Genomic DNA, 24105 nt, shown 5'->3' on the forward strand with positions numbered 1-24105 from the left:
TAGGCGGCTATCAGCCGGGTAGCCGCGCACCAGCCAACGGCCCACCGGGTGGGCCCGGAGGTGTCCGTGGAGATGACGTCCGCCATAACGTCGCAGGTGTCGCAGCCGACCGAGGCCGCCGAAGGGGAGTTGGCCGGGGCGTCGGCGGCCGCCGAGCAGCTTGCCGACAGCTGCCTGATCGACGCCCCGCTGGGCCGCGTGGGCCTGGAGGTCGAAGCGCACTGCTATGACCTGGCCGACCCGGGCCGGCGGCCCGGCTGGGATGAACTCAGCGCGATTTTGAACGCGCTGCCGCCGCTGCCGGGAGGGTCGGTGGTCAGTGTCGAACCCGGCGGCGCGGTCGAGCTGTCCGGCCCGCCGCTGCCCGGCGCGGTCGCGGCGATCGAGGCGATGGCGCTCGACCAGGCGGTGCTGCGGTCGGCGTTCACCGCCGCCGGGCTGGGCTTGGTGCTGCTGGGCGCCGATCCGCTGCGGCCGGCGCGCCGGATCAACCCGGGCGCCCGGTACCAGGCCATGGAACGGTTCTTCACCGCCAGCTACACCGCGGTGGCCGGTGCGGCGATGATGACGTCGACGGCGTCGATCCAGGTGAACCTGGATGCCGGACCGCGGGCCGGGTGGGCGGCGCGGGTGTGGCTGGCGCACGCGCTGGGGCCCACGATGGTCGCGATCGCCGCCAACTCCCCGCTGCTGGGCGGCGCCTTCTCCGGGTGGCAGTCCACCCGGCAGCGGGTGTGGAGCCAGCTTGACGCCGCCCGCTGCGGGCCCATCCTGGGCGGCAGCGGCGCCGACCCCGGCATCGACTGGGCACGCTATGCGCTCAAGGCGCCGGTGATGCTGGTGCACAACCCGGACGCGGTGGCGATGACCCAGTACGTGCCGTTCGCCGACTGGGCCGACGGCCGCACCCTGCTGGGGGGTCGCCGGCCCACCGAGGCCGACCTGGACTATCACCTCACCACCCTGTTCCCGCCGGTGCGTCCGCGGCGCTGGTTGGAGATCCGCTACCTGGACAGCGTCGGCGACGCGCTGTGGCCGGCGGTGGTGTACACGCTGGTGACGTTGCTCGACGACCCGGACGCCGCCGATTTCGCCGCCGAAGCCGTGGAGCCCGTCGCCACCGCCTGGGACGTCGCGGCCCGGCTCGGCCTGGGGGACCGCCGGATCCACACCGCGGCCACCCGGTGCGTGAGCCTGGCCGCCGAACGCGCACCGACCCCGCTGCAGGACGCGATGGCGCGGTTGGTGCACCTGGTCGAGCGCGGCCGCTGCCCCGCCGACGACTTCGCCGACCGGGTGATCGAGGCTGGGATCGCACCCGCGGTCGCCCAGCTGGCGCAAGGACAGCAGTGAGTCCACGCGAAACATTGGCCGGTGACCTGATCCGGGCGCGGGAGCGCACCTTGGCGCTGGTCGACCTCGACGAGGCCGAGTTGTGTCGCCAATACGACCCGTTGATGAGCCCGCTGGTGTGGGATTTGGCGCACATCGGCCAGCAGGAGGAGCTGTGGCTGCTGCGCGGCGGCGACCCGGAGCGGCCCGGGCTGCTGCCGCCGGCGGTCGACGGGCTCTACGACGCGTTTGTGCACCCGCGCGCCAGCCGGGTCGAGCTGCCGCTGCTGTCCCCGACCGAGGCACTGCGGTACTGCCGGACCGTGCGGTCGGCGGCGCTGGACGCCCTCGACGCGCTGCCCGACGAAACCGACGCCGGTTTCGTGTTCGGGATGGTGGTCAGCCACGAACACCAGCACGACGAAACGATGCTGCAGGCGCTGAACCTGCGCACCGGGGCGCCGCTGCTGGATGCGGGGACCCCGCTGCCGGCCGGCCGGCCCGAGCTGGCCGGCACCTCGGTGCTGGTGCCCGGCGGGCCGTTCGTGCTCGGTGTCGACGCGGCCAGCGAACCGTTCGCGCTGGACAACGAACGCCCCGCACACCCGGTCGAGGTCCCGGCGTTTCGGATCGGTCGGGTCCCGGTCACCAACGGTGAATGGCGCGCCTTCATCGACGACGGCGGCTACCGCCAAGCCCGGTGGTGGTCGCCGCGCGGCTGGGAGCACCGGCAGCGCGCCGGACTGAGTGCGCCGCAGTTCTGGCACCCCGACCTGGCGACCCGCACCCGGTTCGGCCACGTCGAAGACATCCCCGCCGACGAGCCGGTGCAGCACGTCACCTACTTCGAGGCCGAGGCCTACGCGGCGTGGGCCGGGGCGCGGCTGCCCACCGAAATCGAATGGGAGAAGGCGTGCGCCTGGGATCCGCGCACCGAGACCCGGCGCCGCTACCCGTGGGGGTCGGCCGAGCCGTCGCCGGCGCACGCCAACCTCGGCGGCGGCGCCCGGCGCCCGGCCCCGATCGGCGCCTACCCGGCCGGGGCGTCGGCCTACGGCGCCGAACAGTTGCTCGGCGACGTGTGGGAATGGACCAGCTCGGAACTGCAACCCTGGCCCGGCTTTACGCCGATGATCTACCAGCGCTACACCCAGCCGTTCCTCGGCGGCGACTACCGGGTGCTGCGCGGCGGATCGTGGGCGGTGGCGGGCGAGATCCTGCGGCCCAGCTTCCGCAACTGGGATCACCCGTACCGGCGGCAGATCTTCGCCGGCCTCCGACTGGCCTGGGACGCCTGATGTGTCGGCACCTGGGCTGGCTGGGCGCCGCGGTATCGGTGTCGTCCCTGGTGTGCGACCCGCCCAACGGCCTTACGGTGCAGTCGTATGCGCCGCGCCGGCAAAAACACGGGCTGCTGAACGCCGACGGGTGGGGGGTCGGGTTTTTCGACGGCACCGAGCCGCGCCGCTGGCGCAGCCCGATGCCGCTGTGGGGCGACGCCTCGTTCGCGTCGGTCGCACCGGCGCTGCGCAGCCACTGCGTGGTGGCCGCGGTCCGCTCGGCGACCGTCGGCATGCCGATCGAAGCCAGCGCGACCGCACCGTTCACCGACGGCCACTGGCTGCTGTCCCACAACGGCGTCGTCGACCGCGCGACGCTGCCGGCCTCGGGCGCGGCCGAATCGGCCTGCGACAGCGCGGTGTTGGCCGCGGCGCTGTTCGCCCGCGGCGTCGACGCCCTCGGGGAATCCATTGCCGCGATCGGGGCAGGCGACCCGGGCGCCCGGCTCAACATCTTGGCCGGCAACGGCTCCCGGCTACTGGCCACCACCTGGGGCGACACCTTATCGCTGCTGCACCGCCCCGACGGCGTGGTGGTAGCCAGTGAACCCTACGACGACGACCCGGCCTGGCAAGACGTGCCGGACCGGCACCTGGTCACGGTCACCGAGGACCGGGTCACCCTGACGCCGCTGGAAGGATCGTGATGACCCTGTCGCTGTCGAACCACCTCGCCGCCGACGCCGCCCACCGGGCGCTGCGCCACGACGTGCGGCACGGGCTGCAGCGCTCACCGAAGTCGCTGCCGCCCAAATGGTTTTACGACTCGGTGGGCAGCGACCTGTTCGATCAGATCACCCGGCTGCCGGAGTACTACCCGACCCGCACCGAGGCGGCGATCCTGCGGGACCGATCCGCGGAGATCGCCGCGATCACCGGCGCGGACACCCTGGTCGAACTCGGCAGCGGCACCTCGGAGAAAACCCGGATGCTGCTGGACGCCCTGCACGCGGCCGGCACGCTGCGCCGCTTCGTGCCGTTCGACGTCGACGCCGGCATGCTGGAGGCCGCCGGAGCGGCGATCCAGCGCGAGTACCCCACGATCGAAACCGCGGCCGTCTGCGGGGATTTCGAGGAACACCTGGCCGAGATCCCGGGCGGGGGCCGGCGGCTGTTCGTGTTTTTAGGCTCGACGATCGGCAACCTGACCCCGCAGCCACGCGCCGAGTTCCTGGCGTCGCTGGCCGCGGTGCTGGCCCCCGGCGACAGCCTGCTGCTGGGCACCGACCTGGTCAAGGACACCGCCCGGCTGGTCCGCGCCTACGACGACGCCGCCGGGGTGACGGCGGCGTTCAACCGCAACGTGTTGGCGGTGATCAACCGGGAACTCGACGCCGACTTCGACCTCGACGCGTACACGCACGTGGCCCGCTGGAACGCCGACGCCGAACGCATCGAGATGTGGCTGCGGGCCACCAGCGCGCAGCGGGTGCGGATCGCGGCGCTGGAGTTGACCGTCGACTTCGGCGCCGGTGAAGAGATGCTCACCGAGGTGTCCTGCAAATTCCGTCCCGACGCGGTGGCCGCCGAGCTGGCCGCAGCCGGGTTACAACGCACCCGGTGGTGGACCGACCCCGCCGGCGACTTCGGGCTGTCACTGGCCGGCAAGTGAGCCAGTCGCTGGCCGACCGGTGGCGCGCGGCCCGGCCCGCCACGGCCGGCCCGCACCTGGACAGCGCGGCCTGCTCGCGGCAAAGCTTCGCCGCGCTGGAGGCCGCCGCCCGCCACGCCCGCCACGAAGCCGAACTCGGCGGATACGTCGCCGCCGAGGCGGCCGCGCCGGTGCTGGACGCCGGCCGCGCCGCGGTGGCGGCACTGTTCGGCATGCCCGACGCCGAAGTGGTGTTCACCACCGGCTCGTTGCAGGCGTTAAACCTGCTGTTGGACAGCTGGCCGGGCGGCCGCACGCTGGCCTGCCTGCCCGGCGAATACGGCCCCAACCTGGCGGTGATGACCGCGCACGGCTTCACCCGCCGGCTGCTGCCGGTCGACGACGACGGCCGGCTGCGGGTGCAGCAGGCCGCCGCCGAGCTGACCGCCGACCCGCCCGACCTGGTGCACCTGACCGCGCTGGCCAGCCACCGCGGCGTCGTGCAGCCGCTGGCCGAACTGGCGCGGGTGTGTATGCGGCTGGCGGTGCCGCTGATTGTCGACGCCGCCCAAGCCCTCGGCCAAGTGGACTGCGCGGTGGGCGCCGACGCGGCCTACACGTCGTCGCGCAAATGGATGGCCGGCCCGCGCGGGGTGGGCGCGCTGGCGCTGCGGCCCGGGCTGCTGGGCCGGCTGCGGCCCCGGCTGCTGCCGGCGGGGTCGGGGCTGACCGTCGCGCAGCGGCTCGAGTTCGGCGAAGCCAATGTGGCGGCCCGGGTGGGGTTTTCGGTGGCGCTGGGCGAGCACCTGGCCTGCGGTCCGGCGGCGGTGCGGGCCCGCCTGGCCGAGGTGGGCGCGCTGAGCCGCACCGTGCTGGCCGCGGTGCCCGGCTGGCGGGTGATCGAAGCGGTCGACGAGCCCAGCGCCATCACCACGCTGGCGCCGCCGCCCGGCGTCGACGTCGGGCACGTCCGGGCCGCATTGATCGCCCGGCACGGCATCGTCACCACCGCGGCGGGCGTCGAACGTGCGCCGCTGGAGATGAGCGAAGCCGTGCTGCGGGTGTCCCCGCACCTGGACTGTACGGCCGAAGATTTGGCGGCCCTCACCGCGGCGCTGACCGATCTCGGGTGAGCCACCCCGCCGAGATCGACGGCAGCGTGAGGAAGTTCGAGTGCGGCCGACGATAGCGTCGATCTCGGCGCTAACCCGACCGGGGCTTGTGCGCGCTCAGCAGGTACGCCGGCATCTTCATCCGCCCCTTGTCGTCGAGCGGGTGCGGCGGCGGTGCGGCCGCGGCGCCCGGCACCTGCGGCACGTTGGAGTGGATGTAGGCGGGGCGGATCTCGTCGATCTCGAAGTAGGTGCTGACCGCGGCGCGCAGCTCGTCCTCGTCGACCTCGTTGGGTTTGGTCGCCCAGTCGGCGGGGAAGGCGCCCTTGGCGAACACCAACACGTAGTAGTGGGCGCCGGGTGCGGCGGCGCGGTGCACCGAACGCAGGTAGCCGTCGCGGCCCTCGACCGGCAGCGAGTGAAACAGGGTGCTGTCGATGATCGTGTTGAACCGGCCGTCAAAGCCGGTGAACGCGGTGATATCGGCCTGCACGAACGTCGCGGTGCCCAACCCGCGGTCCTGGGCGGCCTTGGTGGCGGCGGCCACCGCGGTGGGGGTCAGGTCGATGCCGACCACGGTATAGCCCTGCGCGGCCAGCGCCAGCGACAATTCGGCGTAGCCGCAGCCGGCGTCGAGCACGTCGCTGCGGACCTTGCCGGCGGCGACCAGCGCGGCCAGCTCGGGCTGCGGTTCACCGATATTCCACGGCGGCGGCCCCTCGAAGACGCCCTGCTGCCGGTACGCGTCGTCCCAGTCCATCACCTCGGTCATGGGTCCGACCATACTCAGCGCAAGGCTGTCAGCGAGTAGACGGCGTCCGCAAATTGGGTAGTGCACTACGCGCGTTCCGCCCGGGTTACTCGGCGACACTTGATGGACAGCGCGGTGCCGGCCGAGAGGAGGTGCATGGTGCTTTCCGGGCAGCCACACCTACCTAGCGGTCCACTGGGGAAACCTGTTGGTGGGTGGCGCGTGAGTGCGTCGTCGGCGGCAGCGCTCAAGCACGGGGCGGCTGATGGTGGGGGCCGCCGGGGTGTGCTCGAGAGCGCGTTCGGGGTACTGGACATGCTGGGACGCGCCGACGCCGGGCTGGGTCTGACCGAGCTTGCCCGCGCGACCGGATTCGCCAAGACCACCGTCTACCGCCTGGCCGAGCAACTCATCGACGTCGGGGCGGTCCAACGCATCGAACACCGCTACTTCATCGGCCCCGTGATCGCCCGACTCGGCAGCTGCTGGCAACCCGACCCGCAGCTCAGGCAGGCCGCCTGCGAGCCGACACGGACCCTGGCCGCGTTAGCGCGGACGGCCGCGGCGGTGTACGTGCCCTACGAGGGGCGGGCGCGTCTGATCACCGCTGCGGTATGCCGGGAGAAGTCCTGGTGTGCCGCCGGTCGATTTGGATGGCGAACGCACCGCGGTCGGACGGGTGCTGTTCGCCAACCGCGGCGCCGCGGCGATCCCGCCCGCTCTGGGCCGGCCGCGATGGGACCGACGGGACCGGTTAGCGATCGTCATCGACGACCACGACGGCGCCGGTTTGAGCTGGGTCGCGGCGCCGGTGTGGCGGCCCGACGGCCGGTGCGCCGCCGCGGTGGCCGCCCTCGTCGACGCGCCCACGGTGTCACCGGGCCTGAAGGACCTGGTTACCTGCGCCGCCCGCCGAATCGGCCAGCAACTTCAGCTGGCCATCCCCGGCGCGGGGCGACCGGGACCGTACCGCAGCGAAACCCACGCCACCCCACTTGCGATGGCGGCAGCCTGGCCGCAGCCGTCGCCGAGTCCGAAGGTCTTCACCGGATGACCTGATCCAGCCGACCACCGGGCACAGAAAGGTGAAGTCCATGTCCTCGGCCTACCCGCCGATGTCGCCGCCCGCAGCGACATCGACGACTGCGAACAGCCGGGTTCGATGACGACCTGGGGCCGGGTGGCCAACGTGTCGCAGCGGCAAACGGAAGTCCGTCGGGCACGCTGCGCCAGCCCGGCGCTGGAGTTCCGCACCATCCACGGCTCCCGGTACGCATTCCGGATCGCCGGGTCCGGCCCGGCCATCGTGCTCATCCACGGCCTCGGGGGCAGCTCATCGACGTGGAACATGGTGCAGGCCAGGCTGGCTCGCCGGTTCACCGTGATTGCCCCCGATCTGCTGGGGCACGGCAAATCGGCCAGTACCGGGACCGACTCCTCGGCGTCGGCGTACGCTAACGCGCTGCGGGATTTGCTGTTGGTGCTGGGCATCGACCGGGTCACCATGGTGGGGCATTCGCTTGGAGGTGGTGTCGCCATTCAATTCGCGTACCAGTTCCCCGAATTGGTCCAGCGGCTGGTGCTCGTCGCCACCGGCGGGGTGTCTAGGGACGTGAGCATCGCCTTGCGGGTGGCGTCGCTGCCGATGGTCGGCGAAGCGCTTGTGGCGCTGCGCCTGCCGGGCGCGCTGCTGACGCTGCGGCTGGTCGGCCGGGTGGTCCGGCTGGCGGCGGGCTCGACCGGATTCGGCCTCGACCTTCCCCATGTGCTGCGGGCGCTGGGCGAGCTGAGCGACCCGGCGGCGTCGGCGTCCTTCGCCCGCAGGCTACGGGCGGTCGTCGACTGGCACGGCCAAATGATCACCATGCTGGATCGCTGCTATCTGACGGAACCCATTCCAACACAGCTCATTTGGGGTGAACGGGATTCGGTGATCCCGGTGCGGCACGCCCGGCTGGCCCATGCCGCCATGCCAGGTTCGCGGCTGGCGATCTTCGACCGCTGCGGGCATTTCCCCTTCCACGACGATCCGGACCGGTTTATCGACGTGGTGGAGCGTTTCATCGACTCCACCAAGGCCGCGGTCTACGACCTGGACCGGCTGCGGCAGTTGCTGCGCACCGGGCTCGCCAGCGCACCCCCGCGGCACCGGCCGCCAGCCGCGGTGCGGTGGGCGACGTAAGGCACCACCAACGCGGTCCGGCGGCGTCAGGTGCCGCGCACGGTGGCGGCAAGTTCGTCGCGACTGGAGATGCCAAGGACGCCGCAGGCCCGGTAGATGTGGCCTTCGACGGTGCGCACCGACGTCACCAGCCGGTCGGCGATCTGCTGGTTGCTCATCCCTTGCCCGATGAGCTGGGCAATCTCACGCTGGCGGGCGGTCAGCGGGGAGTCGAGGTCGCTGATCGCGGCAATGGCGGGGGTGTGCGCGCCGGTGAGGTCGGCGAGCCGGCGAGCGCGGGCCGCGGCGGTCAGTGAGGAGCCGCGCTGACCGCGGCGCTGGTAGACGACCGCCGCCTGGGCGGCGGCGTCGCCGGCCGTGACCGGATCTCCCATGGATTCACAGGCGGCCGACGCCGCGTCGAGACCGGGCCCGTCGCCGGCGGCCAGCGCGGCGGCGTGGGCGGCGGCAGCGGGGGCGCGCGGCCCGTCGACGGTCGGTGCCAACTCGGCCAGCCGGGTGACACCGCCCGAGTCCCCGAAGCGTGTCGCGGTCTGCAACGCCACCACTTCATACGCCCATTGGTGCCGCGTCGCGGCGAGCGCCGCCCCGTCGTGGGCGCGGGCTATCGCCGTCGAGGTGGCACCCTCGGCGGCGTCCACCCAGGCGCGGTCCAGGATCGCTTCGACGTCGAGGTACCCGTAGGCGGGGTGGGTGGCCGCCTCCAACTCCGCTAACCGCTGCCGGGCCAGGTCGGTGTGGCCGGCCATGGCGTGTGCCCGGACCAGGGCAAGCAAGCCCAAGTAGTCGTAACCCAAGGCGCTGACTCCCCTGAGTCCGGCGCGGGCCTCGTTGAGCAATCGGATCGCGATCGGCAACCGTCCGCGGGCCACGGCGCCGCAGCCGACCAGCGTCAGCCCGAACAGGTGCACCGGCCCCAACTCCCAGCGGGTGCGCGCGTGCTGCTCGGCAACGATCCGCTCGACCTCATCCAAATACCCGGCGGCCGCAAGCCCAGTGAGTTGAAAGCTGCACAACCCCTGCCGCAGGGACACCGCGTCGACCGCGTCGGCCGCACCGCGATAGCCGCGGTGCGCAGCATCGGCGATCTGATCGGCCCAGCCGAGGCTGCCCAGGGCGCCGACGAGCCCGTAGGTTGCGACGGCGACCATCGGGCCGGGAAGCGCGGCGTGGGCTAAGGCGCTTTGGGCGTAGGACAGCGCCTCCTCGGGTCGGCCCAGGCCGGCGCAGAACGCCGCCCGTATCGCCGTCACCGGGACACGCCGGTTGTCGTCGCCGATGGCGGCGTCGGTCCGATCCAGTACCGCCTCAGCCTGCGCCAGGCGACCCAGCCCCCAAAACAGGTTGGCCGCGCGCACACTGGTCGCGGCCGCGCGCTGGGCGTCGTCGGTGCACTCGGCCTCCAGCAGCTCCAACTCGCGTTCGGCGTCGTCGACGCGGCCGAGGCAGACGTGGGCATAGCTGCGGGCAAGTCGAGCGGGGAAGCCGCCGCCGCCCGCGGCCAGCGCGGCCCCGGCGAGCCGCTCACATGACGACATGTCGGAGAGCAAAAACGCGATCTGCGCGGCGGCGGTGAACAGCGCCGGGTTCGGCGGCAGGTCGGAGTCGATGGTGAGCATCGCGCGGCGCAGCGTGCGTTCCGCGCCGGTGTCCGGGGTTTTCGCCAGTGCGGTCGCGACCTGGCCGCGCAGCCGCCGCCGCTGCAGCTGCCCGGTGCGGGCCATGCGCAGCTCGCCGTAGAGCGGATGCGCGAGCCGCGCCGCCAGGTTGTCGCGGCCCACGGTCTCGACGGTGATGAGCCGGCGGGTTTCGGCTTGTTCGACCGCCCGAGTGCTGACCAGCGACGTCAGTTCGTCGACGGCCAGCGGCTCGGCGATCGCCAGCAGGTCCACCACCCGGCCGACCGGGCCGGGTAGCGCCCCCATCTGCGTCTCGATGAGGCTGGCCAGCGGCGAGGACAGGTCGGGCCCGGACCCCGACCAGCGCCACACCCCGTGCTCGGCGCGCAGCCGGTCCGCCGCGCGCTCCTGGTCGACCAGATGCCGCAGAAACAGCACCACGCCACGGCTGAGTTCCCACAGCCGGTGTGCGCTCAGCCCTTCCACCGGTCCGCCGAGCACCGCCTCCAGTAACTCGGTGGTCTCCGACTCCGACAGCGGTTGCAGGTCGATGCGCGGCAGGTAGCTGTCTTTCCACAGGGCGGTCACGGCGTCGGGCGCTAGCGCGCCGCTGCGCAGGGTGAGCACCACCGGCGCGGCGTGGGACAGCACCAGGTGGTGCAGCACCGCCGCGGACACGTCGTCGAGCAGGTGGGCGTCGTCGATCCCGATCAGGGGCACCGCGCCGGGTGGGGCAGCGGCCACGGCGGCAGCGGCTTGCGGGATGGTCCGAGCCTGATAGGTGCCGACCTCACCGACCAGTGGAGCGAGGGCCCCCAACGCCAGCGGCCGGGACGAATGCGTCGCCCCCACCCAGCGGACGGTGCGGCCGGAGCCGGCGCGGGTAAGGACCTCGCGGGCCAGGCGAGATTTACCCACACCCGCGGCTCCCGCTAACACCACCCCGGAGCCCGGGGCATGCACCGAGCCCAGCGCGGAACCGATCACTCCGAGCTCTTCACGACGCCCCACCAGGGGCCAGTCGGTGAGCATGAAATGGATGGTACGACCGCGACTCGGGCGTCGGGTGGTGATCGGCGGAGCGCGGACGGGCCTTTTAGCACGACAGTTGCTGGCTCATCAGGGCGGCCAGCTTGGCCTCCGCGATCCGCATGAACGGATCGAGAGCCTCCGGCTCGATGTCCAGGCGCTCGACGATCACCGCGTCGGTGGCGCCGTCGGTGCGCAACCGCAGCGCGGTCGCATACGCCGCCGGCAGCCGGCGCAGCGCCCGCTCCCGCTCGCCATCCGCGCCGTCCATCACCGGGCCTCGGTTCCTGCTCTCCGCACGGCAATCAGTGAAGCGCGGTGCGGGCAATCCGGGTCGAGTAATCAACTACGCATTTCCGGCCGGCGGCTCCCAGGTGTGCACCGGCTCGTTGCTGTGCATGCCCTGGCAGTACCGCTTGAGCATCTCGGCCAGCGCGGCGGGCCGGCTCATTCCGCCCTGCTGCAGCGCCCGCACCGTGGCCACCTGCCAGGCGGCGCCGTTGCGGCCGGTCTTCGCCCGGCCCTCGATGATCCCGAGGTAGCGGTCCCGCACCGCCGCGGACACCCCCCAGGACCGCAGCCCCTCGTCGGCCATCGGCAGCAGCCGGCGCAGCACCAGCTCGTCGGCGGCCACCTCGCCCAGCCCCGGCCAGTACAGTCGCGCCGCGATCCCGCGGCGCGCCGCCGCCAGGAAGTTGTCCTGTGCCGCAGCGAAACTCATCTTGGTCCACAGCGGCCGATCCTCCCGGGTCAACGTGCCCAGCATGCCGTAGTAGAAGGCGGCGTTGGCCAGCATGTCCACCACCGTCGGTCCGGACGGCAACACCCGGTTCTCCACCCGCAGGTGCGGGCGGCCGTCCACGACGTCATACACCGGCCGGTTCCACCGGTACACCGTGCCGTTGTGCAGCCGCAGTTCGGCCAGCTGCGGGGTGCGTCCCGCGGCCAGCTCGGACCGCGGATCCTCGTCGGACAGCTCGGGCAGCAGCGGCGGGAAGTAGCGGACGTTCTCCTCGAACAGGTCGAAGATCGAGGTGATCCACCGCTCGCCGAACCACACCCGCGGACGCACCCCCTGGACCTTCAGCTCCTCCGAGCGGGTGTCGGTGGCCTGGGTGAACAGTTCGATCCGGGTTTCCGACCACAGCTCATGGCCGAAGAAGTAGGGCGAGTTGGCGCCCAGCGCCAGCTGCGGCCCGGCCAGCACCTGCGCGCCGTTCCAGTTGTCGGCGAAATCCTCCGGGGCGACCTGCAGGTGCAATTGCATGCTGGTGCAGGCGGATTCGGGAGCGATGGTGGAGGTGTGCAGGCACACCCGCTCGGTGCCGGTGATATCGATGACGATGTCCTCGCCGCGGGTGGTGAAGATCGAGTCGTTGAGGGCGGCGTACCGGGTCGACTCGCTCATCCAGCCGCGGTCGAGGTGGTCGGGCATCAGCGTGGGCAGGATGCCGATGGTGACGATGTGGGTGCCGTCGGTGTTGGCCTTGGCTTCGGCGGCGTTGAGGCTGGCCCGCACCTCGTCCTCCAACTCCAGGCCGGAGTGCCCGGGCAGCGGCCGGGGCGCGACATTGAATTCGATGTTGTAGCGGCCCAATTCGCTCTGGTAGGCCGGGTCGGCGATGGCGGTCAGCACATTCTGGTTGGACATCGCCGGCTGGTAGTCGGCGCCGATCAGGTTGCATTCGATTTCCATGCCGGTCAACGGGCGATCGAACTCGAAGTCCGAGTGCGCCAGCATGGCTTCGAAGACGTCCAGGCACAGCTGCACCTTGCGCCGGTACTCGCGGCGATGCGTGCTGTTGTACGCCGTGCGTTCGACCTCGTCGCCCACACCGTCGATGCAACAGGGGCGGCGGTCGTTGCGCAACTAACGAGGCTGCATCAGATGCGATGGAGAGTAACATCAGATGTATGCGCACCACGATCGATCTCGACGACGACATCCTGCGGGTGCTCAAGCAACGACAGCGGGACGAGGGCAAGACGCTAGGACAATTGGTGTCCGAGCTGCTGGCGCAGGCCCTCGCTAACAAGCCCCAGGCACGCCTCGATGTGAGCTGGACGACCGCGGAGCTACGGCCCCGGGTCGACCTCGGCGACAAGGACGCGGTCTGGGCGGCGCTGGACCGGGCGGTCGAGGAATGAGCCAGACCTTCGACGTCAATGTGCTGGTGTACGCGACCGATCGCGGAAGCCCGTTTCATGGTCGGGCCAAGGCCCTCGTTGAGCGGTTTCTCGCCGGGCCCGAGCTGGTCTATTTGTTGTGGCCGGTGGCAATGGGTTACCTGCGCATCGTGACCCACCCGGCACTGCTGGATACGCCGCTGTCGCCGGAAGTGGCCGCCGGCAATATCGAGCAACTGGTCGCGCGGCCGCACATCCGGCAGGTCGGGGAAAGCGACGGGTTCTGGGCGGTGTATCGGCGGGTCGCAGATGCCGTGCGCCCCAAGGGTAACCTCGTGCCCGACGCGCACCTCGTCGCGTTAATGCGGCAGCACGGCATCGCCACCATCTGGACCCATGACCGTGACTTCCGCAAGTTCGAGGGCATCACGGTGCGTGACCCGTTCGCCGGCTGACCTACCGGCGCGACGCCACTACGACCTGCGGGTTGGGGCGCAGCGGCAGCGCGAATCCGCCGCCGCGCAACTCGACCCGGATCGCCGGATCGGCGTGGGCGGCCAGCGCCCGTAACGCCGACGGGCTGTAGGCGCGCAGCGAGCTGATCACCCCGTCGTGCGCGAGCGGGAGCACCGCCGCGAACGGCAGCATGGTGGCCAGCTGGATGACATGCAGCGGTGCCGGAGGGCGGGGCAGGTCGATGATCAGCAGCTTGTCGGCCACCCGGGTGCCCTCGGCGAAAACCCGGGACGCGGCGAGCGGGGGCAGGTGGTGAAAGCTCAGCGCGAACACCGCCAGATCGAACTGCCGGTCCGCGGCGTCGATGGCGGTGGCGTCCATCTCCCGCACCGTCGCGCGGGGATGCCGGCCCAGGTCGCCCGCGGCGATCGCGGTCACCGAGGTGGGCTCGATGTCGGTGACGGTGACCGCGGCGGTGGGATGGTTCTCCAGCAGCGCGCGGGACAGCGCACCGTGGCCGGCGCCCAACTCGAGGATCTTCGGGTCGGGCACCTCGGCGACCTCGGCCAGCGCCAGCCGCGCGAACCGCTGGTGGTCACCGAATAACGACCCGACCACCTCCAGCGACCGCACTACCTGCCGTTTGAGGTGGTCGACGTCGTCGCGGTCCAGGTACTCCGGCCGGTCGGTCTGCAGCCGCCGATCCAGGCAGGAGGCGTTAAAGCCGCCGCGCGGCATGCGGGCGATGTCGCGGGTTTCGCCGGGCATGTAAGACATCATGGACGATGCACCGGAAGGAGCAGCACGTTGGCCGACTTCGTCGCCTCCATCGACCAGGGCACCACCAGCACCCGCTGCATGATTTTCGACCACGACGGCGCCGAGGTGGGCCGTCACCAACTCGAACACGAACAGATCCTGCCGCGGGCCGGCTGGGTGGAGCACAACCCGTTCGAGATCTGGGAGCGCACCGCGGCGGCGCTGATCTCGGTGCTCAACACCACCAAACTGCAGGCCAGCGACCTGGCGGCGCTGGGCATCACCAACCAGCGGGAAACCACGCTGGTCTGGGACAAACACACCGGCCGCCCGTACTACAACGCCATCGTGTGGCAGGACACCCGCACCGACCACATCGCCTCGGCGCTGGACCGCGACGGTCGCGGCGACGTGATCCGGCGCAAGGCCGGATTGCCGCCCGCCACCTACTTTTCCGGCGGCAAGGTGCAGTGGATCTTGGAAAACGTCGACGGGGTGCGGGCGGCCGCCGACCGCGGTGACGCGCTGTTCGGCACCTGCGACAGCTGGGTGCTGTGGAATCTGACCGGCGGGCCGCGCGGCGGGGTCCACGTCACCGACGTCACGAATGCCAGTCGGACCATGTTGATGAACCTGGAAACCCTGGACTGGGACGACGAGCTGCTGTCGTTCTTCTCGATCCCGCGGTCGATGCTGCCGCGGATCGCGCCGTCCTCATCGCGGCGGCCGCACGGGGTTACCGCCGAACTGGGCCCGGCCGGCGGCGAGGTGCCGATCACCGGCATCCTCGGCGATCAGCAGGCGGCGACGGTGGGGCAGGTGTGCCTGGCTGCCGGTGAGGCCAAAAACACCTACGGCACCGGAAACTTCCTGCTGCTCAACACCGGTGAGAAGATCGTGCGGTCGGCCAACGGGTTGCTGACCACCGTCTGCTACCAGTTCGGTGACGCCAAACCGATCTACGCGCTGGAAGGCTCGATCGCCGTCACCGGCTCGGCGGTGCAGTGGCTGCGCGATCAGCTCGGCATCATCAGCGGTGCGGCGCAAAGCGAGTCGCTGGCCCGGCAGGTCGCCGACAACGGCGGCATGTACTTCGTGCCGGCGTTTTCCGGGCTGTTCGCCCCGTACTGGCGCTCCGATGCCCGCGGCGCGATCATCGGGTTGTCCCGGTTCAACACCAACGCGCACCTGGCCCGGGCGACCCTGGAGTCGATCTGCTATCAGAGCCGCGACGTGGTCGATGCGATGGAGGCCGACGCCGGGGTGCACCTGGAGGTGCTCAAGGTCGACGGCGGGATCACCGTCAACGACCTGTGCATGCAGATCCAGGCCGATGTGCTCGGCGTCGACGTGGTCAAGCCGGTGGTGTCGGAGACCACTGCGCTGGGTGCGGCCTACGCCGCGGGGCTGGGTGTCGGCTTCTGGCGCGACCCCGAGGACCTGCGGGCCAACTGGCAAGAGGACAAACGCTGGACGCCGAGTTGGAGCGAGGAGCAGCGCGCCGAGGCGTACGCCGGGTGGCGGAAGGCCGTGCAGCGCACCCTGGACTGGGTCGACGTGTCCTGAGTGTCCCTAGCGGACCGCCGAGTGGCACTCTCACGACGCATCGTCGGCGCGTCGCGTCGTGAGAGTGCCACTCGCGCCAGGGGCGGCCGTTATTCGGTTTCGCTGAGGATGTTGTAGACCTCGCGGCGGGCGTTGTTGACGATGTCGACAATGCGCTGCTGTTGTTCCGGGCTCGCGGCATGCGCCGATTGGGCCACCGCGCCGAACAGTTGACCGACCGCTTTGCGCAGGCTGACATGACCGGGGTCGGCGCCCTCGGTGATTTCCTCCCACGGCGGTGTCTCGACCTTGTCCGCGGCGGCGCGACCGTCCTCGGTCAGCTTGAAAAGCTTCTTGCTGCCGTCGGTTTCATTGGCGACGATCAGGCCTTCATCGACCAGCAGCTGCAGGGTGGGGTACACCGATCCGGGGCTGGGCCGCCACAGGTCCTGGCTGCGCTCGGCGATCTGGGTGATCATCTCGTAGCCGTGCATGGGCCGCTCGGCGAGCAGGACCAGGATGGCGGCGCGCACATCGCCGCGGCGACCGCGACGGCCGCCGGGACCGCGGTGTCCGCCGCGCGGTCCGGGTCCGAACCCGAAACCGGGACCGAAGCCCGGGCCAAAGCCGGGTCCGAAACCGAACGGTGGGCCGTCGTGTCCGGCGCCGTGGCCGCGCAGCTGGGCGCGCAGGTCCCGCCGGGCTTGGCGCCGGGCCTGGTGCATCGCGCGACGCTGCTGCGGACCGAAGCCAAAACCGAAGTCGCCGGCCGGGCGGTCCGCGAAGGGGCCCCCGAACGGGGGGAAGGGGAGAGTCATAGGTTGTCTCGCTTCTCGATAAGGAAGCACCCGATGCGCTTCCGATACGTTGACGATATATCGGAAACTATCGGTTGGCAACCGTGGGGCGGTCTGCTCAGTCCGGTGGCGCGAACCCGGTGCTTGTCGGCGACGACTCGACCGGTGCTGCCGCGGCCCCGTTACCGTGGGTCGGCGCCACGGCGGCGGGCGGCGCCGCGCCGGCCGCCGGGGCGACCGGTCCGGTGCGCGGCCGCAGCCGCGCGAGCTCCCGGCGGTGTCGTTCGGCCAGCACCGCCGCCAACATGAACTGCGGTGGGGTGCCCGGCGGGGGCGGCGGCGAGATCCGGGCCAGCACCTCACCGGCCAGCCGATACGCCAGCTGGTCACGCACCCGCGGATCGAGTTGTGGTGCGCGGGACAGGAATTGGCGGGCCACCTCGGCCTGCTCGGGCCGCAGCCCGGACAGTTGCAGCGACGACGCCCACCACGCCAGCGCCGGGGGCATCACCGGCGGCGGCGCCATCCGCGGGCCGCGTTCGCTGATTACCACGGTGCCCGCGAACAGATCGCCGATCCGCTTGCCCCGCGGCGAGATCAGGCTGCAGATCACGGCGGGGCTGCCGGCCAACATCCAGATCTCCACCACTGACGCCAACGCTCGAAACACCGCCTGCCGGAAGCGTTCCGGGCTGCCATCATCGCAGACCACGCGCAGACCCATCGCGATCTTGCCCAGCGATCGGCCGCGCGTCGTGGTCTCGCAGATGACCGGGTAGCCGACCTGGACCAGCACGGTGAAGATGATCAGGATCGCCGCGGACAGCGCCTTGTCGAATTGGAACAGCGTGAACGACCACAGCAGCACGCCCACGACGTAGCCGGTGAACATCACCACGATGTCGATCAGCGCGCCGATGGCCCGCACCGGCAGCTGGGCGATCTTGACGTCGAGTTCGACGGCGTCCCCGGTCACCACCTGCGACATACCGCAACGCTACCGGCTGCGCAGCTACCCTGACCCGGTGGATGTCGACGCGTTCGTGCTGGCCCACCGCGCCACCTGGGACCGGCTCGACTGGCTGGTCAAGAAGCGTCGGCGGTTGACCGGTGCCGAAGTCGACGAGCTCGTCGAGCTGTACCAGCGGGTGTCGACCCATCTGTCCATGCTGCGGTCCGCCTCCTCGGATTCCGCGCTGGTCGGCGGGCTGTCTAGCCTGGTGGCGCGGGCGCGCGCCGCGGTCACCGGCGCGCACGCGCCACTGTGGCGTGAGTTCACCCATTTTTGGCGGGTGTCGTTCCCGGTGGTGGCCTACCGCGCACGGTGGTGGTGGTTGGCGACCGCGGCGGCGTTCGTCTCGGTCACCGTGGTGATCGCGGTCTGGGTCGCCCGCAACCCCGAGGTGCAGGCCACCATCGGTACCCCGACCCAGATCGGCGATCTGATCAACCACGATTTCGCCTCGTATTACAGCGAGGACCCGTCGCCGTCGTTCTTCTTGCATGTGTTCGTCAACAACGTCAAGGTGGCCCTCACCGGGATCGGCTGCGCGATCCTGTTGGGTCTCCCGGTCCCGTTCATGCTGTTTTCGAACGCGGCCAATATCGGCGTTATCGCCGGGCTGATGTTTCCCGCCGGCAAGGGCGGCTTCATGCTGAGCATGCTCACCCCGCACGGGCTGCTGGAGCTGACGGCGGTGTTCCTGGCTGCGGCGGCGGGGATGCGGCTGGGTTGGACGGCGATCGCGCCGGGGGATCGGCCGCGCGGTCAGGCGCTGGCCGAGCAGGCCCGCGCGGTGATCGCGGTCGCCGCCGGACTGGTGGCGATGCTGCTGGTGGCGGGGTTGATCGAAGCGTTCGTGACACCGGCGCGGTGGCCGACGGTGGTACGGATCGGCATCGGCGTGCTGGCCGAGGCCGCGTTCCTGGGCTACATCGGGTATTTCGGCCGAAAAGCCGACATCGCCGGGCAGACCGGCGATGTCGAGGACGCCCCCGACGTGCTGCCCACCCGATAGCGACGCCGAGCAGACGCAAAAGCCCCCTTTTCCAACGAGATTAGGGCGCTTTTGCGTCTGCTCGCGGCGGTCGGCAAATTACAGCCGGCCGGCGGCCTTCATGGCCAGGTAGCGGTCGGCCAGCGCGGGGGCCAGCTCGTCGGGCGCGGCGTCGACGACCTCCACGCCGACGTGCCGCAGCCGCGACGCCATCGCCCGGCGGTCATTGCGGGCGCGTTCGGCGGCCGCCGCGTCATACACCGCGGCGGCGTCGGAGCGTTCGGCCGCCAGCCGGTCCACCCGCGGATCGGCGACCGCGGCCAGCAGCACCTGATGCTTGGTCGATAACTGCGGCAACACCGGCAGCAGCCCCTCGTCCAGGGCGCTGGGGTTGAGGTCGGTCAGCAACACCACCAGGGCGCGGCGCCGGACCCGGCGTGCGATGGCGGCAACCATTGCGGTGGCGTCGGATTCGACGAGGGTCGGCTGCAGCGGGGCCATCGCCTCGACCAGTCGCGGCAGCAGTTCGGTGCGGCCCGCGCCGAACACCCCGGCGCGGGTCACCCGGTCGTGGGCCAGGAAGTCCACATGGTCACCGGCGCGGGCCGCCAGGGCGGCCAGCAGCAGCGCGGCGTCCATCGACCAGTCCAGCCGCGGCCAACCGCCCGGGTCGCCGGCGGTGGGGTCCACGCCGACCCGGCCGGCCGCGGTGCGGCCGGTGTCGAGCACGACGACGACGCGGCGGTCGCGCTCGGGGCGCCAGGTGCGCACCACCACGTCGGCGCGACGCGCGGTGGCCCGCCAGTCGATGGAGCGGACGTCGTCGCCGACGACGTATTCGCGCAGCGAGTCGAATTCGGTGCCCTGGCCGCGGATCAGCACCGGCAGCAGCCCGTCGAGTTCGCGTAACCGGGCCAGCCGGGACGGCAGATGCTTGCGGGACAGGAACGGCGGCAGGATGCGGACCTGCCCGGGCACCGTGGTGGAGCGCTGGCGGCCGGCCAGCCCCAGCGGCCCGACCGATCGCGCGGTGACCGACGCGGCCGGCTGGTCGCCGCGGCGCACCGGCCGCAGCAAGGTGGTCAGCTGCGCGGCCGACCCCGCGGCGAGGTTGATGCGGCGGCTGCGCGGTGTGGCGCGGGCGCTGGGCGGCCACGCGTCGCGCACCCGGCCGCGGAACCGGCGTCGCCCCGCGTTGTGGATCGTCAACGTGGACGGCACCGGTTCCCCCAGCCGCGCCGACGTGTCCGGGGAGCGGGTGAAGCGCAACGCCCGCGGGCTGGCCGCCAACCCGACGTCGATCGCCACCGCGACCGCCAACGCGGCCAACAGCGCGACGAACGCGGTGGCCGGCCACGGCGACAGCGTGATCGGCACCGCACCGATCAACGCCACCAGCGCGGTGCGCCCGGTCAGGACCACTAGCGGGGCACCGGGACCGAGGCCAAGATGCCCTCCAGGACGGCGTCGGGGGTGGCGCCCTCGAGTTCGGCCTCCGGGCGCAGCGCCACCCGGTGCCGCAGCGTCGGGCGGGCCATGGCCTTGATGTCGTCCGGGGTGACGTAGTTGCGCCCGGACAGCCACGCCCAGGACCGGGCCGTGGCCAGCAGGGCGGTCGCGCCGCGCGGCGAAACACCCAAGTGCAGGGCCGGGGAGTTGCGGGTGGCGGCCACCAGGTCGACGGTGTAGGCCAGCACCTCGTCGGCGACCCGCACCTGCTGCACCGCCGCCCGGGCGGCCGCCAGCTCGGTGGGCCCGGCCACCGGGGTGATCGCCGACAGGTCGCGGGGATCGAAGCCGTGCGCATGCTTGGCCAGGATGGCGATCTCGGAGTCCCGCGACGGCAACGGCACGTTGAGCTTGAGCAGGAACCGGTCCAACTGCGCCTCGGGCAGCTGGTAGGTGCCTTCGTATTCGATCGGGTTCTGGGTGGCGGCCACGATGAACGGGTCCGGCAGCGGCTTGGCTTCGCCGTCCACGCTGATTTGCCGCTCTTCCATGGCTTCCAGCAGCGCGGCCTGGGTTTTCGGCGGGGTGCGGTTGATCTCGTCGGCCAGCATCAGGTTGGTGAACACCGGGCCGGCGCGGAACTCGAACGCCGCGGTGCGGGTGTCGTAGACCAGCGAACCGGTGATGTCACCGGGCATCAGGTCCGGGGTGAACTGCACCCGCTTGAACTCCAGGTGCAGGGCGGCGGCCAAGGCACGCACCAGCAGCGTCTTGGCCACCCCGGGAACGCCTTCGAGCAGCACGTGGCCACGGCACAGCAGCGCGACCACCAGCCCGCTGATCGCGGCATCCTGTCCGACCACCACTTTGGCGATTTCGGCGCGTAACGCCAGCAGCGCGTTCCGCGCCGTCTCGCTCGCCTGCGCCTGGGGACCGGCCGGGGAAGTCTGTGTCACGAGTGGCTGACCTGCCTTTCGATGTCGTCGAGGTCATGAGCAAGCTGTAGCAGGCCGGTGTCGGAATCCGGTGGGGGGCCGAACAGGATGTGCTGCATCACCGCCGGGTTCGCCCCGCTGCGCTGGGCGACGGCCATCGCCACCGCCGGTTGCGGCGCAGTGCCGGCCAGCCCGAGGCGGGGCAGCAGCCGCTGCAGCGTCGCGGTCCGCAGTGCTTGGGCGGCGCGGTCGCGGGCCCGCCGCGACCGGTACAGCCGACCGCGGCCCTCGACGGTCTCCGAGGCCCGCACCACCACCGGCAGTTGCTCGGCCACCAGCGGGCCGAGGCGCCGACCCTTCCACAGCGCCAGCAGCAGCACCACCAGCCCCAGCTGCCAGACCAGCCAGCTGACATTGTCCGGGATCAAATCGAGGATGCTTGCCGCACCGGATGATTCGCCCTCAACGTGCTGGGGTGCATACCAGATCAACCGCGGTCGGGCACCGGCGAGGTTCATCGCCAGGGCGGCGTTGCCCTCGCTGAGCAGCCCCTTGTTCATCAGGAAGTAGGCGCTGCCGACCACGGTGACGGTGCGCCCGCGGTCTCGGTAGCTGACCACGGCGCCGTCATAGCAGCTGATCACCGGCCGGTCGGCGGTGTAGGTTTCGGCGCTGTACAAATCCACCGGTCCGGCCTGATTTGCCGCACGCAACCCGCACGACGGCCGGTGCGTGACGATGGCGACGCTGCGCGGTTTGATGTCGGGGGCCAGCGCCTCGCGGGCGCGTCCGGTGGGTGCCACCAGCAGCCGGTCCCCAGGAACGTCGGCCAGCCGCTGCAGCAGCTTGTTGGTCAGTTGCGGCGTTTCGGCGATCAACAGCTGGGTATCGGGGCGGGCTTGGTGCTCGACGGCACCGATGTTGTCGGCGAGCACGACGTCCACACCGTGATCGCGCAGCAACGCCACCAACGCGTGGCCGCCGTCGGAACCGGTCGACGTCGGATCCATCGGGCCGCCGGGCCGGGGCGCGGTCAGATAGGCGCTCAGCGCGGCCACCGCGACGATGACGATCAGCGCCAGCGCCGTCCACCACCAGGTGCGGCCACGGGGGCCGGTGGGCGGCCGGGTGGCGACCGCGGTCACCGGATCTGAACCCATCGATCCGGGGCCGGCCCGGCGGCGACGGGCGGACCGCCGGCAGGGTGCGAGCGCAGGTGGTCGTCGAGGTCGGCGACCACCCGGTAGCCGGCGGGGGTACCGGGCAGCTCGCCGTAGCTGACATCGTTGAACGCCGCGGCGGCGCTGCCCAACTCGGCGGCCAGCTGGGGTAGCGCGTCCCCGGCGTCGCGGGCCAACTCATTGGCGGTGCGTCCCGGGACCGCAGTGAGCACGCCGTCTTCCTCCAACTGACGTGCGACGGCACGAAGCCGATGCCGGATCGCGCCCGCCCAGTCGGCCACGGCCGCGCAGCCCTCGGCGGTGGCACGATGCTCGGCGGCGCCCAGCTCGGCGGGACCGAACAGCCGGTAGTCACCGCCGCGGTTGGTGCGCAGCGTGCGTCGCGCGATGCGAATCGTCACCACCGCGGCGGCGATCAGCCCAATCAACAGCACGCTGAGGGTGAACCACCCGCCGGGCACCGTGGAACCATGCGCCGCCAGGTGGCGCAGCATCCGCTCGATGCCGTCGATGAAGCGTTGGGAGGGCGAGTCTTTGGGATAGATCGGCTTGCTGAGTTCGCGCTGCGCTGCTTGATGCGCGGCGTCGCGATCGATGTCGATGGCGGGCATCAGTGTCACACCGGCCGGGTCAGCCACAAGACGTCGGTGGAGTCCGTCGCCGTTGGTGGGTGGGCAGCGCCGGTCTGCAGCACCAGGTCGAAGGCCTCGGCCCGGATCCGCCGGTCGGTGTAGAGCAGCACCACCACGCCGGCGCTGAACGGGGCGGTGATGACCTGCCCGATTGTCGACCCCACCGTCGAGAGCGCGGACGCCAGCGGCGCCGGTGTGGTCGAGCCCGAGCTGACGGTCAGCAGCGCACCGGCGATGCTGAACGGTGACCCCACCACGCTGGCGACCAGATAGGCGACCAGGCCGGCCAACAACAAGATGCCCAGCACCCGCCAGAAGCTGTTGCGGACCAACGCGAACGACCGGCGCGCCGCGGCAAGGATCGGGAGCTGCTCCAGCACGATCAACGGTGACGCGAAGCTCAACATGGTGTACAGGTAGCCGTAGCCGGCGATGGCCGCGGGTACCAGCAGCAGACCGAGCAGGATCGCGGCGGCCGGCCCGCCGGCGGTGCCCGCGGCGACCAGGATCAGCGTCACCACCCCGGCCGCCGCCACGGTGCCCAGACCCATCAGCGCGGCCAGGCCGATCAGCGGCAGCAACCGGCCGCGCACCTTGGTCCACGCGTCGGCGACGGTGATCGAGGAACCAAACACGGCCCGGCCAACGACCACGGTCAACAGGCCGTTGAGCACGACGCCGCCCAACCCCGTCGCGATCACCCCCGCGATGACGCTGAGCATCGACACGGCCACGTCGCTGCCGGACAGGTCGGGGGCAGGTCCCTGCGCCGACCGGTTGAGTGCGGCCAGCGGCCCGATGTTGACCGCGAGCAGCACCAGTTGCATGGCGACGACCACCACGGTCGTCAGCCCCAGCGCGGCTTTCGGATTGGTGCGGATGTAGCCGACGGCACCGTTGAAGATGTCGCTGAGTGACAGCGGCCGCAGCGGGATCACCCCGGGCTTGAGCGCCGGCGGCGGACCAACTGGGAAATAGCCGTGCGGTGCAGCACCGCCCGGTGGCGGATAGCCCGGCGGCCCGTAACCCGGCGGCGGATAACCGGGTGGCCCGTAACCCGGCGGGGGGTAGCCGGGGTAGCCGTAACCCGGCGGCGGGTAGCCCGGTGGCCCGTAACCGGGCGGCGGGTAACCAGGGCTACCGGGCGGCGGCGGGCTCACCACGCGGAGCGCCCGGCAGCGACGTCGTCGGTGCGGAACATGGCTCCCATCCTGTCCGACCGGGGCGGCGTTTCTCAACGTTTCGCGAAGCCAGCCGGGTACCGGTGCGCG

General features: G+C 71.4%; 23 protein-coding genes and 1 pseudogene. 12 read left to right on the top strand and 12 right to left on the bottom strand.

Features of this window, described 5'->3' with window-relative positions; all coding sequences use genetic code 11:
- The first annotated feature begins 60 nt into the window (after window positions 1-60).
- The 5 genes from egtA to egtE are packed head-to-tail and all read left to right on the top strand — an operon-like array spanning window position 61 to window position 5396.
- Complete coding sequence (egtA, locus tag ACAG26_RS08200) at window positions 61-1353, top strand: ergothioneine biosynthesis glutamate--cysteine ligase EgtA (RefSeq protein WP_370481218.1); 1293 nt, start codon at window positions 61-63, stop codon at window positions 1351-1353.
- Complete coding sequence (gene egtB / locus ACAG26_RS08205; protein WP_370481056.1) at window positions 1350-2630, top strand: ergothioneine biosynthesis protein EgtB; 1281 nt, start codon at window positions 1350-1352, stop codon at window positions 2628-2630. Before egtA ends, egtB begins: the two co-directional genes overlap by 4 nt.
- Entirely contained in the window at window positions 2630-3319 is a 690-nt protein-coding gene (gene egtC / locus ACAG26_RS08210) for an ergothioneine biosynthesis protein EgtC (RefSeq protein WP_370481057.1), read from the top strand. The genes egtB and egtC overlap by 1 nt, the downstream gene beginning before the upstream one ends.
- Entirely contained in the window at window positions 3319-4284 is a 966-nt protein-coding gene (gene egtD, locus ACAG26_RS08215) for an L-histidine N(alpha)-methyltransferase (RefSeq protein ID WP_370481058.1), read from the top strand. The genes egtC and egtD overlap by 1 nt, the downstream gene beginning before the upstream one ends.
- Complete coding sequence (gene egtE / locus ACAG26_RS08220) at window positions 4233-5396, top strand: ergothioneine biosynthesis PLP-dependent enzyme EgtE (protein ID WP_370481059.1); 1164 nt, start codon at window positions 4233-4235, stop codon at window positions 5394-5396. Before egtD ends, egtE begins: the two co-directional genes overlap by 52 nt.
- 70 nt (window positions 5397-5466) lie before the next feature.
- Here the strand turns inward: egtE and ACAG26_RS08225 are convergent, their stop codons facing one another.
- Window positions 5467-6147, bottom strand: coding sequence for a class I SAM-dependent methyltransferase (locus tag ACAG26_RS08225; protein ID WP_370481061.1), 681 nt, complete (start codon window positions 6145-6147; stop codon window positions 5467-5469).
- Between the two features lie 135 nt (window positions 6148-6282).
- On the opposite strand from ACAG26_RS08225, the pseudogene ACAG26_RS08230 reads away from it, so the two are divergent.
- From ACAG26_RS08230 to ACAG26_RS08240, 3 genes and pseudogenes are all read left to right on the top strand, one after another.
- Window positions 6283-6549 (top strand): annotated as a pseudogene (locus ACAG26_RS08230) (helix-turn-helix domain-containing protein); the annotation flags it as partial.
- Window positions 6550-6760: 211 nt separating this feature from the next.
- Complete coding sequence (locus tag ACAG26_RS08235; RefSeq protein WP_370481236.1) at window positions 6761-7180, top strand: hypothetical protein; 420 nt, start codon at window positions 6761-6763, stop codon at window positions 7178-7180.
- A 135-nt stretch (window positions 7181-7315) separates the two neighbouring features.
- Window positions 7316-8308, top strand: coding sequence for an alpha/beta fold hydrolase (locus ACAG26_RS08240; protein ID WP_370481220.1), 993 nt, complete (start codon window positions 7316-7318; stop codon window positions 8306-8308).
- Window positions 8309-8334: 26 nt separating this feature from the next.
- On the opposite strand, the gene ACAG26_RS08245 is transcribed toward ACAG26_RS08240, so the two are convergent.
- The 3 genes from ACAG26_RS08245 to ACAG26_RS08255 all read right to left on the bottom strand — a co-directional run bounded on the left by ACAG26_RS08245 (window position 8335) and on the right by ACAG26_RS08255 (window position 12790).
- Window positions 8335-10959, bottom strand: a complete 2625-nt coding sequence (locus ACAG26_RS08245; RefSeq protein WP_370481063.1) for a LuxR C-terminal-related transcriptional regulator — start codon at window positions 10957-10959, stop codon at window positions 8335-8337.
- Window positions 10960-11023: 64 nt separating this feature from the next.
- A complete protein-coding gene (locus ACAG26_RS08250) occupies window positions 11024-11227 on the bottom strand; it encodes a hypothetical protein (protein ID WP_370481065.1) in 204 nt (67 codons plus the stop codon).
- A gap of 75 nt (window positions 11228-11302) precedes the next feature.
- Window positions 11303-12790 (bottom strand): glutamate--cysteine ligase, encoded by a 1488-nt coding sequence (locus tag ACAG26_RS08255; protein ID WP_370481067.1) that lies wholly within the window; start codon window positions 12788-12790, stop codon window positions 11303-11305.
- Between the two features lie 80 nt (window positions 12791-12870).
- On the opposite strand from ACAG26_RS08255, the gene ACAG26_RS08260 reads away from it, so the two are divergent.
- Window positions 12871-13104: an antitoxin gene (locus ACAG26_RS08260; RefSeq protein ID WP_370481070.1), complete on the top strand. Its 234-nt coding sequence runs from the start codon at window positions 12871-12873 to the stop codon at window positions 13102-13104.
- Window positions 13101-13538, top strand: a complete 438-nt coding sequence (locus ACAG26_RS08265; RefSeq protein ID WP_370481071.1) for a type II toxin-antitoxin system VapC family toxin — start codon at window positions 13101-13103, stop codon at window positions 13536-13538. Before ACAG26_RS08260 ends, ACAG26_RS08265 begins: the two co-directional genes overlap by 4 nt.
- Window position 13539: 1 nt before the next feature.
- On the opposite strand, the gene ACAG26_RS08270 is transcribed toward ACAG26_RS08265, so the two are convergent.
- Window positions 13540-14316: a class I SAM-dependent methyltransferase gene (locus ACAG26_RS08270; RefSeq protein WP_370481222.1), complete on the bottom strand. Its 777-nt coding sequence runs from the start codon at window positions 14314-14316 to the stop codon at window positions 13540-13542.
- 30 nt (window positions 14317-14346) lie between these two features.
- Between ACAG26_RS08270 and glpK the strand changes: the two genes are divergently transcribed.
- The gene (glpK, locus tag ACAG26_RS08275; protein WP_370481073.1) at window positions 14347-15864 is read left to right on the top strand and encodes a glycerol kinase GlpK; all 1518 of its coding nucleotides are present in this window, start codon (window positions 14347-14349) and stop codon (window positions 15862-15864) included.
- An 89-nt stretch (window positions 15865-15953) separates the two neighbouring features.
- Here the strand turns inward: glpK and ACAG26_RS08280 are convergent, their stop codons facing one another.
- A complete protein-coding gene (locus tag ACAG26_RS08280) occupies window positions 15954-16661 on the bottom strand; it encodes a PadR family transcriptional regulator (protein ID WP_370481075.1) in 708 nt (235 codons plus the stop codon).
- A 97-nt stretch (window positions 16662-16758) separates the two neighbouring features.
- Window positions 16759-17628 carry an RDD family protein gene (locus tag ACAG26_RS08285; protein WP_370481077.1) on the bottom strand — a complete coding sequence of 290 codons (870 nt, stop codon included), beginning with the start codon at window positions 17626-17628 and terminating at the stop codon, window positions 16759-16761.
- Between the two features lie 37 nt (window positions 17629-17665).
- Here ACAG26_RS08285 and ACAG26_RS08290 point away from each other — a divergent pair, with 37 nt between their 5' ends.
- Window positions 17666-18658 carry a stage II sporulation protein M gene (locus ACAG26_RS08290; protein ID WP_370481079.1) on the top strand — a complete coding sequence of 331 codons (993 nt, stop codon included), beginning with the start codon at window positions 17666-17668 and terminating at the stop codon, window positions 18656-18658.
- Window positions 18659-18736: 78 nt separating this feature from the next.
- Here the strand turns inward: ACAG26_RS08290 and ACAG26_RS08295 are convergent, their stop codons facing one another.
- Genes ACAG26_RS08295 through ACAG26_RS08315 form a run of 5 tightly spaced genes read right to left on the bottom strand, consistent with a single transcriptional unit; the run spans window position 18737 to window position 23994 of the window.
- Window positions 18737-20059 carry a DUF58 domain-containing protein gene (locus tag ACAG26_RS08295; protein WP_370481081.1) on the bottom strand — a complete coding sequence of 441 codons (1323 nt, stop codon included), beginning with the start codon at window positions 20057-20059 and terminating at the stop codon, window positions 18737-18739.
- Window positions 20059-21042 carry an AAA family ATPase gene (locus ACAG26_RS08300; RefSeq protein WP_370481083.1) on the bottom strand — a complete coding sequence of 328 codons (984 nt, stop codon included), beginning with the start codon at window positions 21040-21042 and terminating at the stop codon, window positions 20059-20061. The genes ACAG26_RS08295 and ACAG26_RS08300 overlap by 1 nt, the downstream gene beginning before the upstream one ends.
- Window positions 21039-22181, bottom strand: a complete 1143-nt coding sequence (locus tag ACAG26_RS08305) for a DUF4350 domain-containing protein (RefSeq protein WP_370481086.1) — start codon at window positions 22179-22181, stop codon at window positions 21039-21041. Before ACAG26_RS08305 ends, ACAG26_RS08300 begins: the two co-directional genes overlap by 4 nt.
- Complete coding sequence (locus tag ACAG26_RS08310) at window positions 22163-22813, bottom strand: DUF4129 domain-containing protein (protein ID WP_370481088.1); 651 nt, start codon at window positions 22811-22813, stop codon at window positions 22163-22165. The genes ACAG26_RS08305 and ACAG26_RS08310 overlap by 19 nt, the downstream gene beginning before the upstream one ends.
- Window positions 22814-22818: 5 nt before the next feature.
- On the bottom strand, window positions 22819-23994 hold the full coding sequence (locus ACAG26_RS08315; RefSeq protein ID WP_370481090.1) for a hypothetical protein: 1176 nt from the start codon (window positions 23992-23994) through the stop codon (window positions 22819-22821).
- Window positions 23995-24105 lie beyond the last annotated feature (111 nt).

This window comes from Mycobacterium sp. pUA109, from assembly GCF_041287095.1.
Classification (GTDB): domain Bacteria; phylum Actinomycetota; class Actinomycetes; order Mycobacteriales; family Mycobacteriaceae; genus Mycobacterium.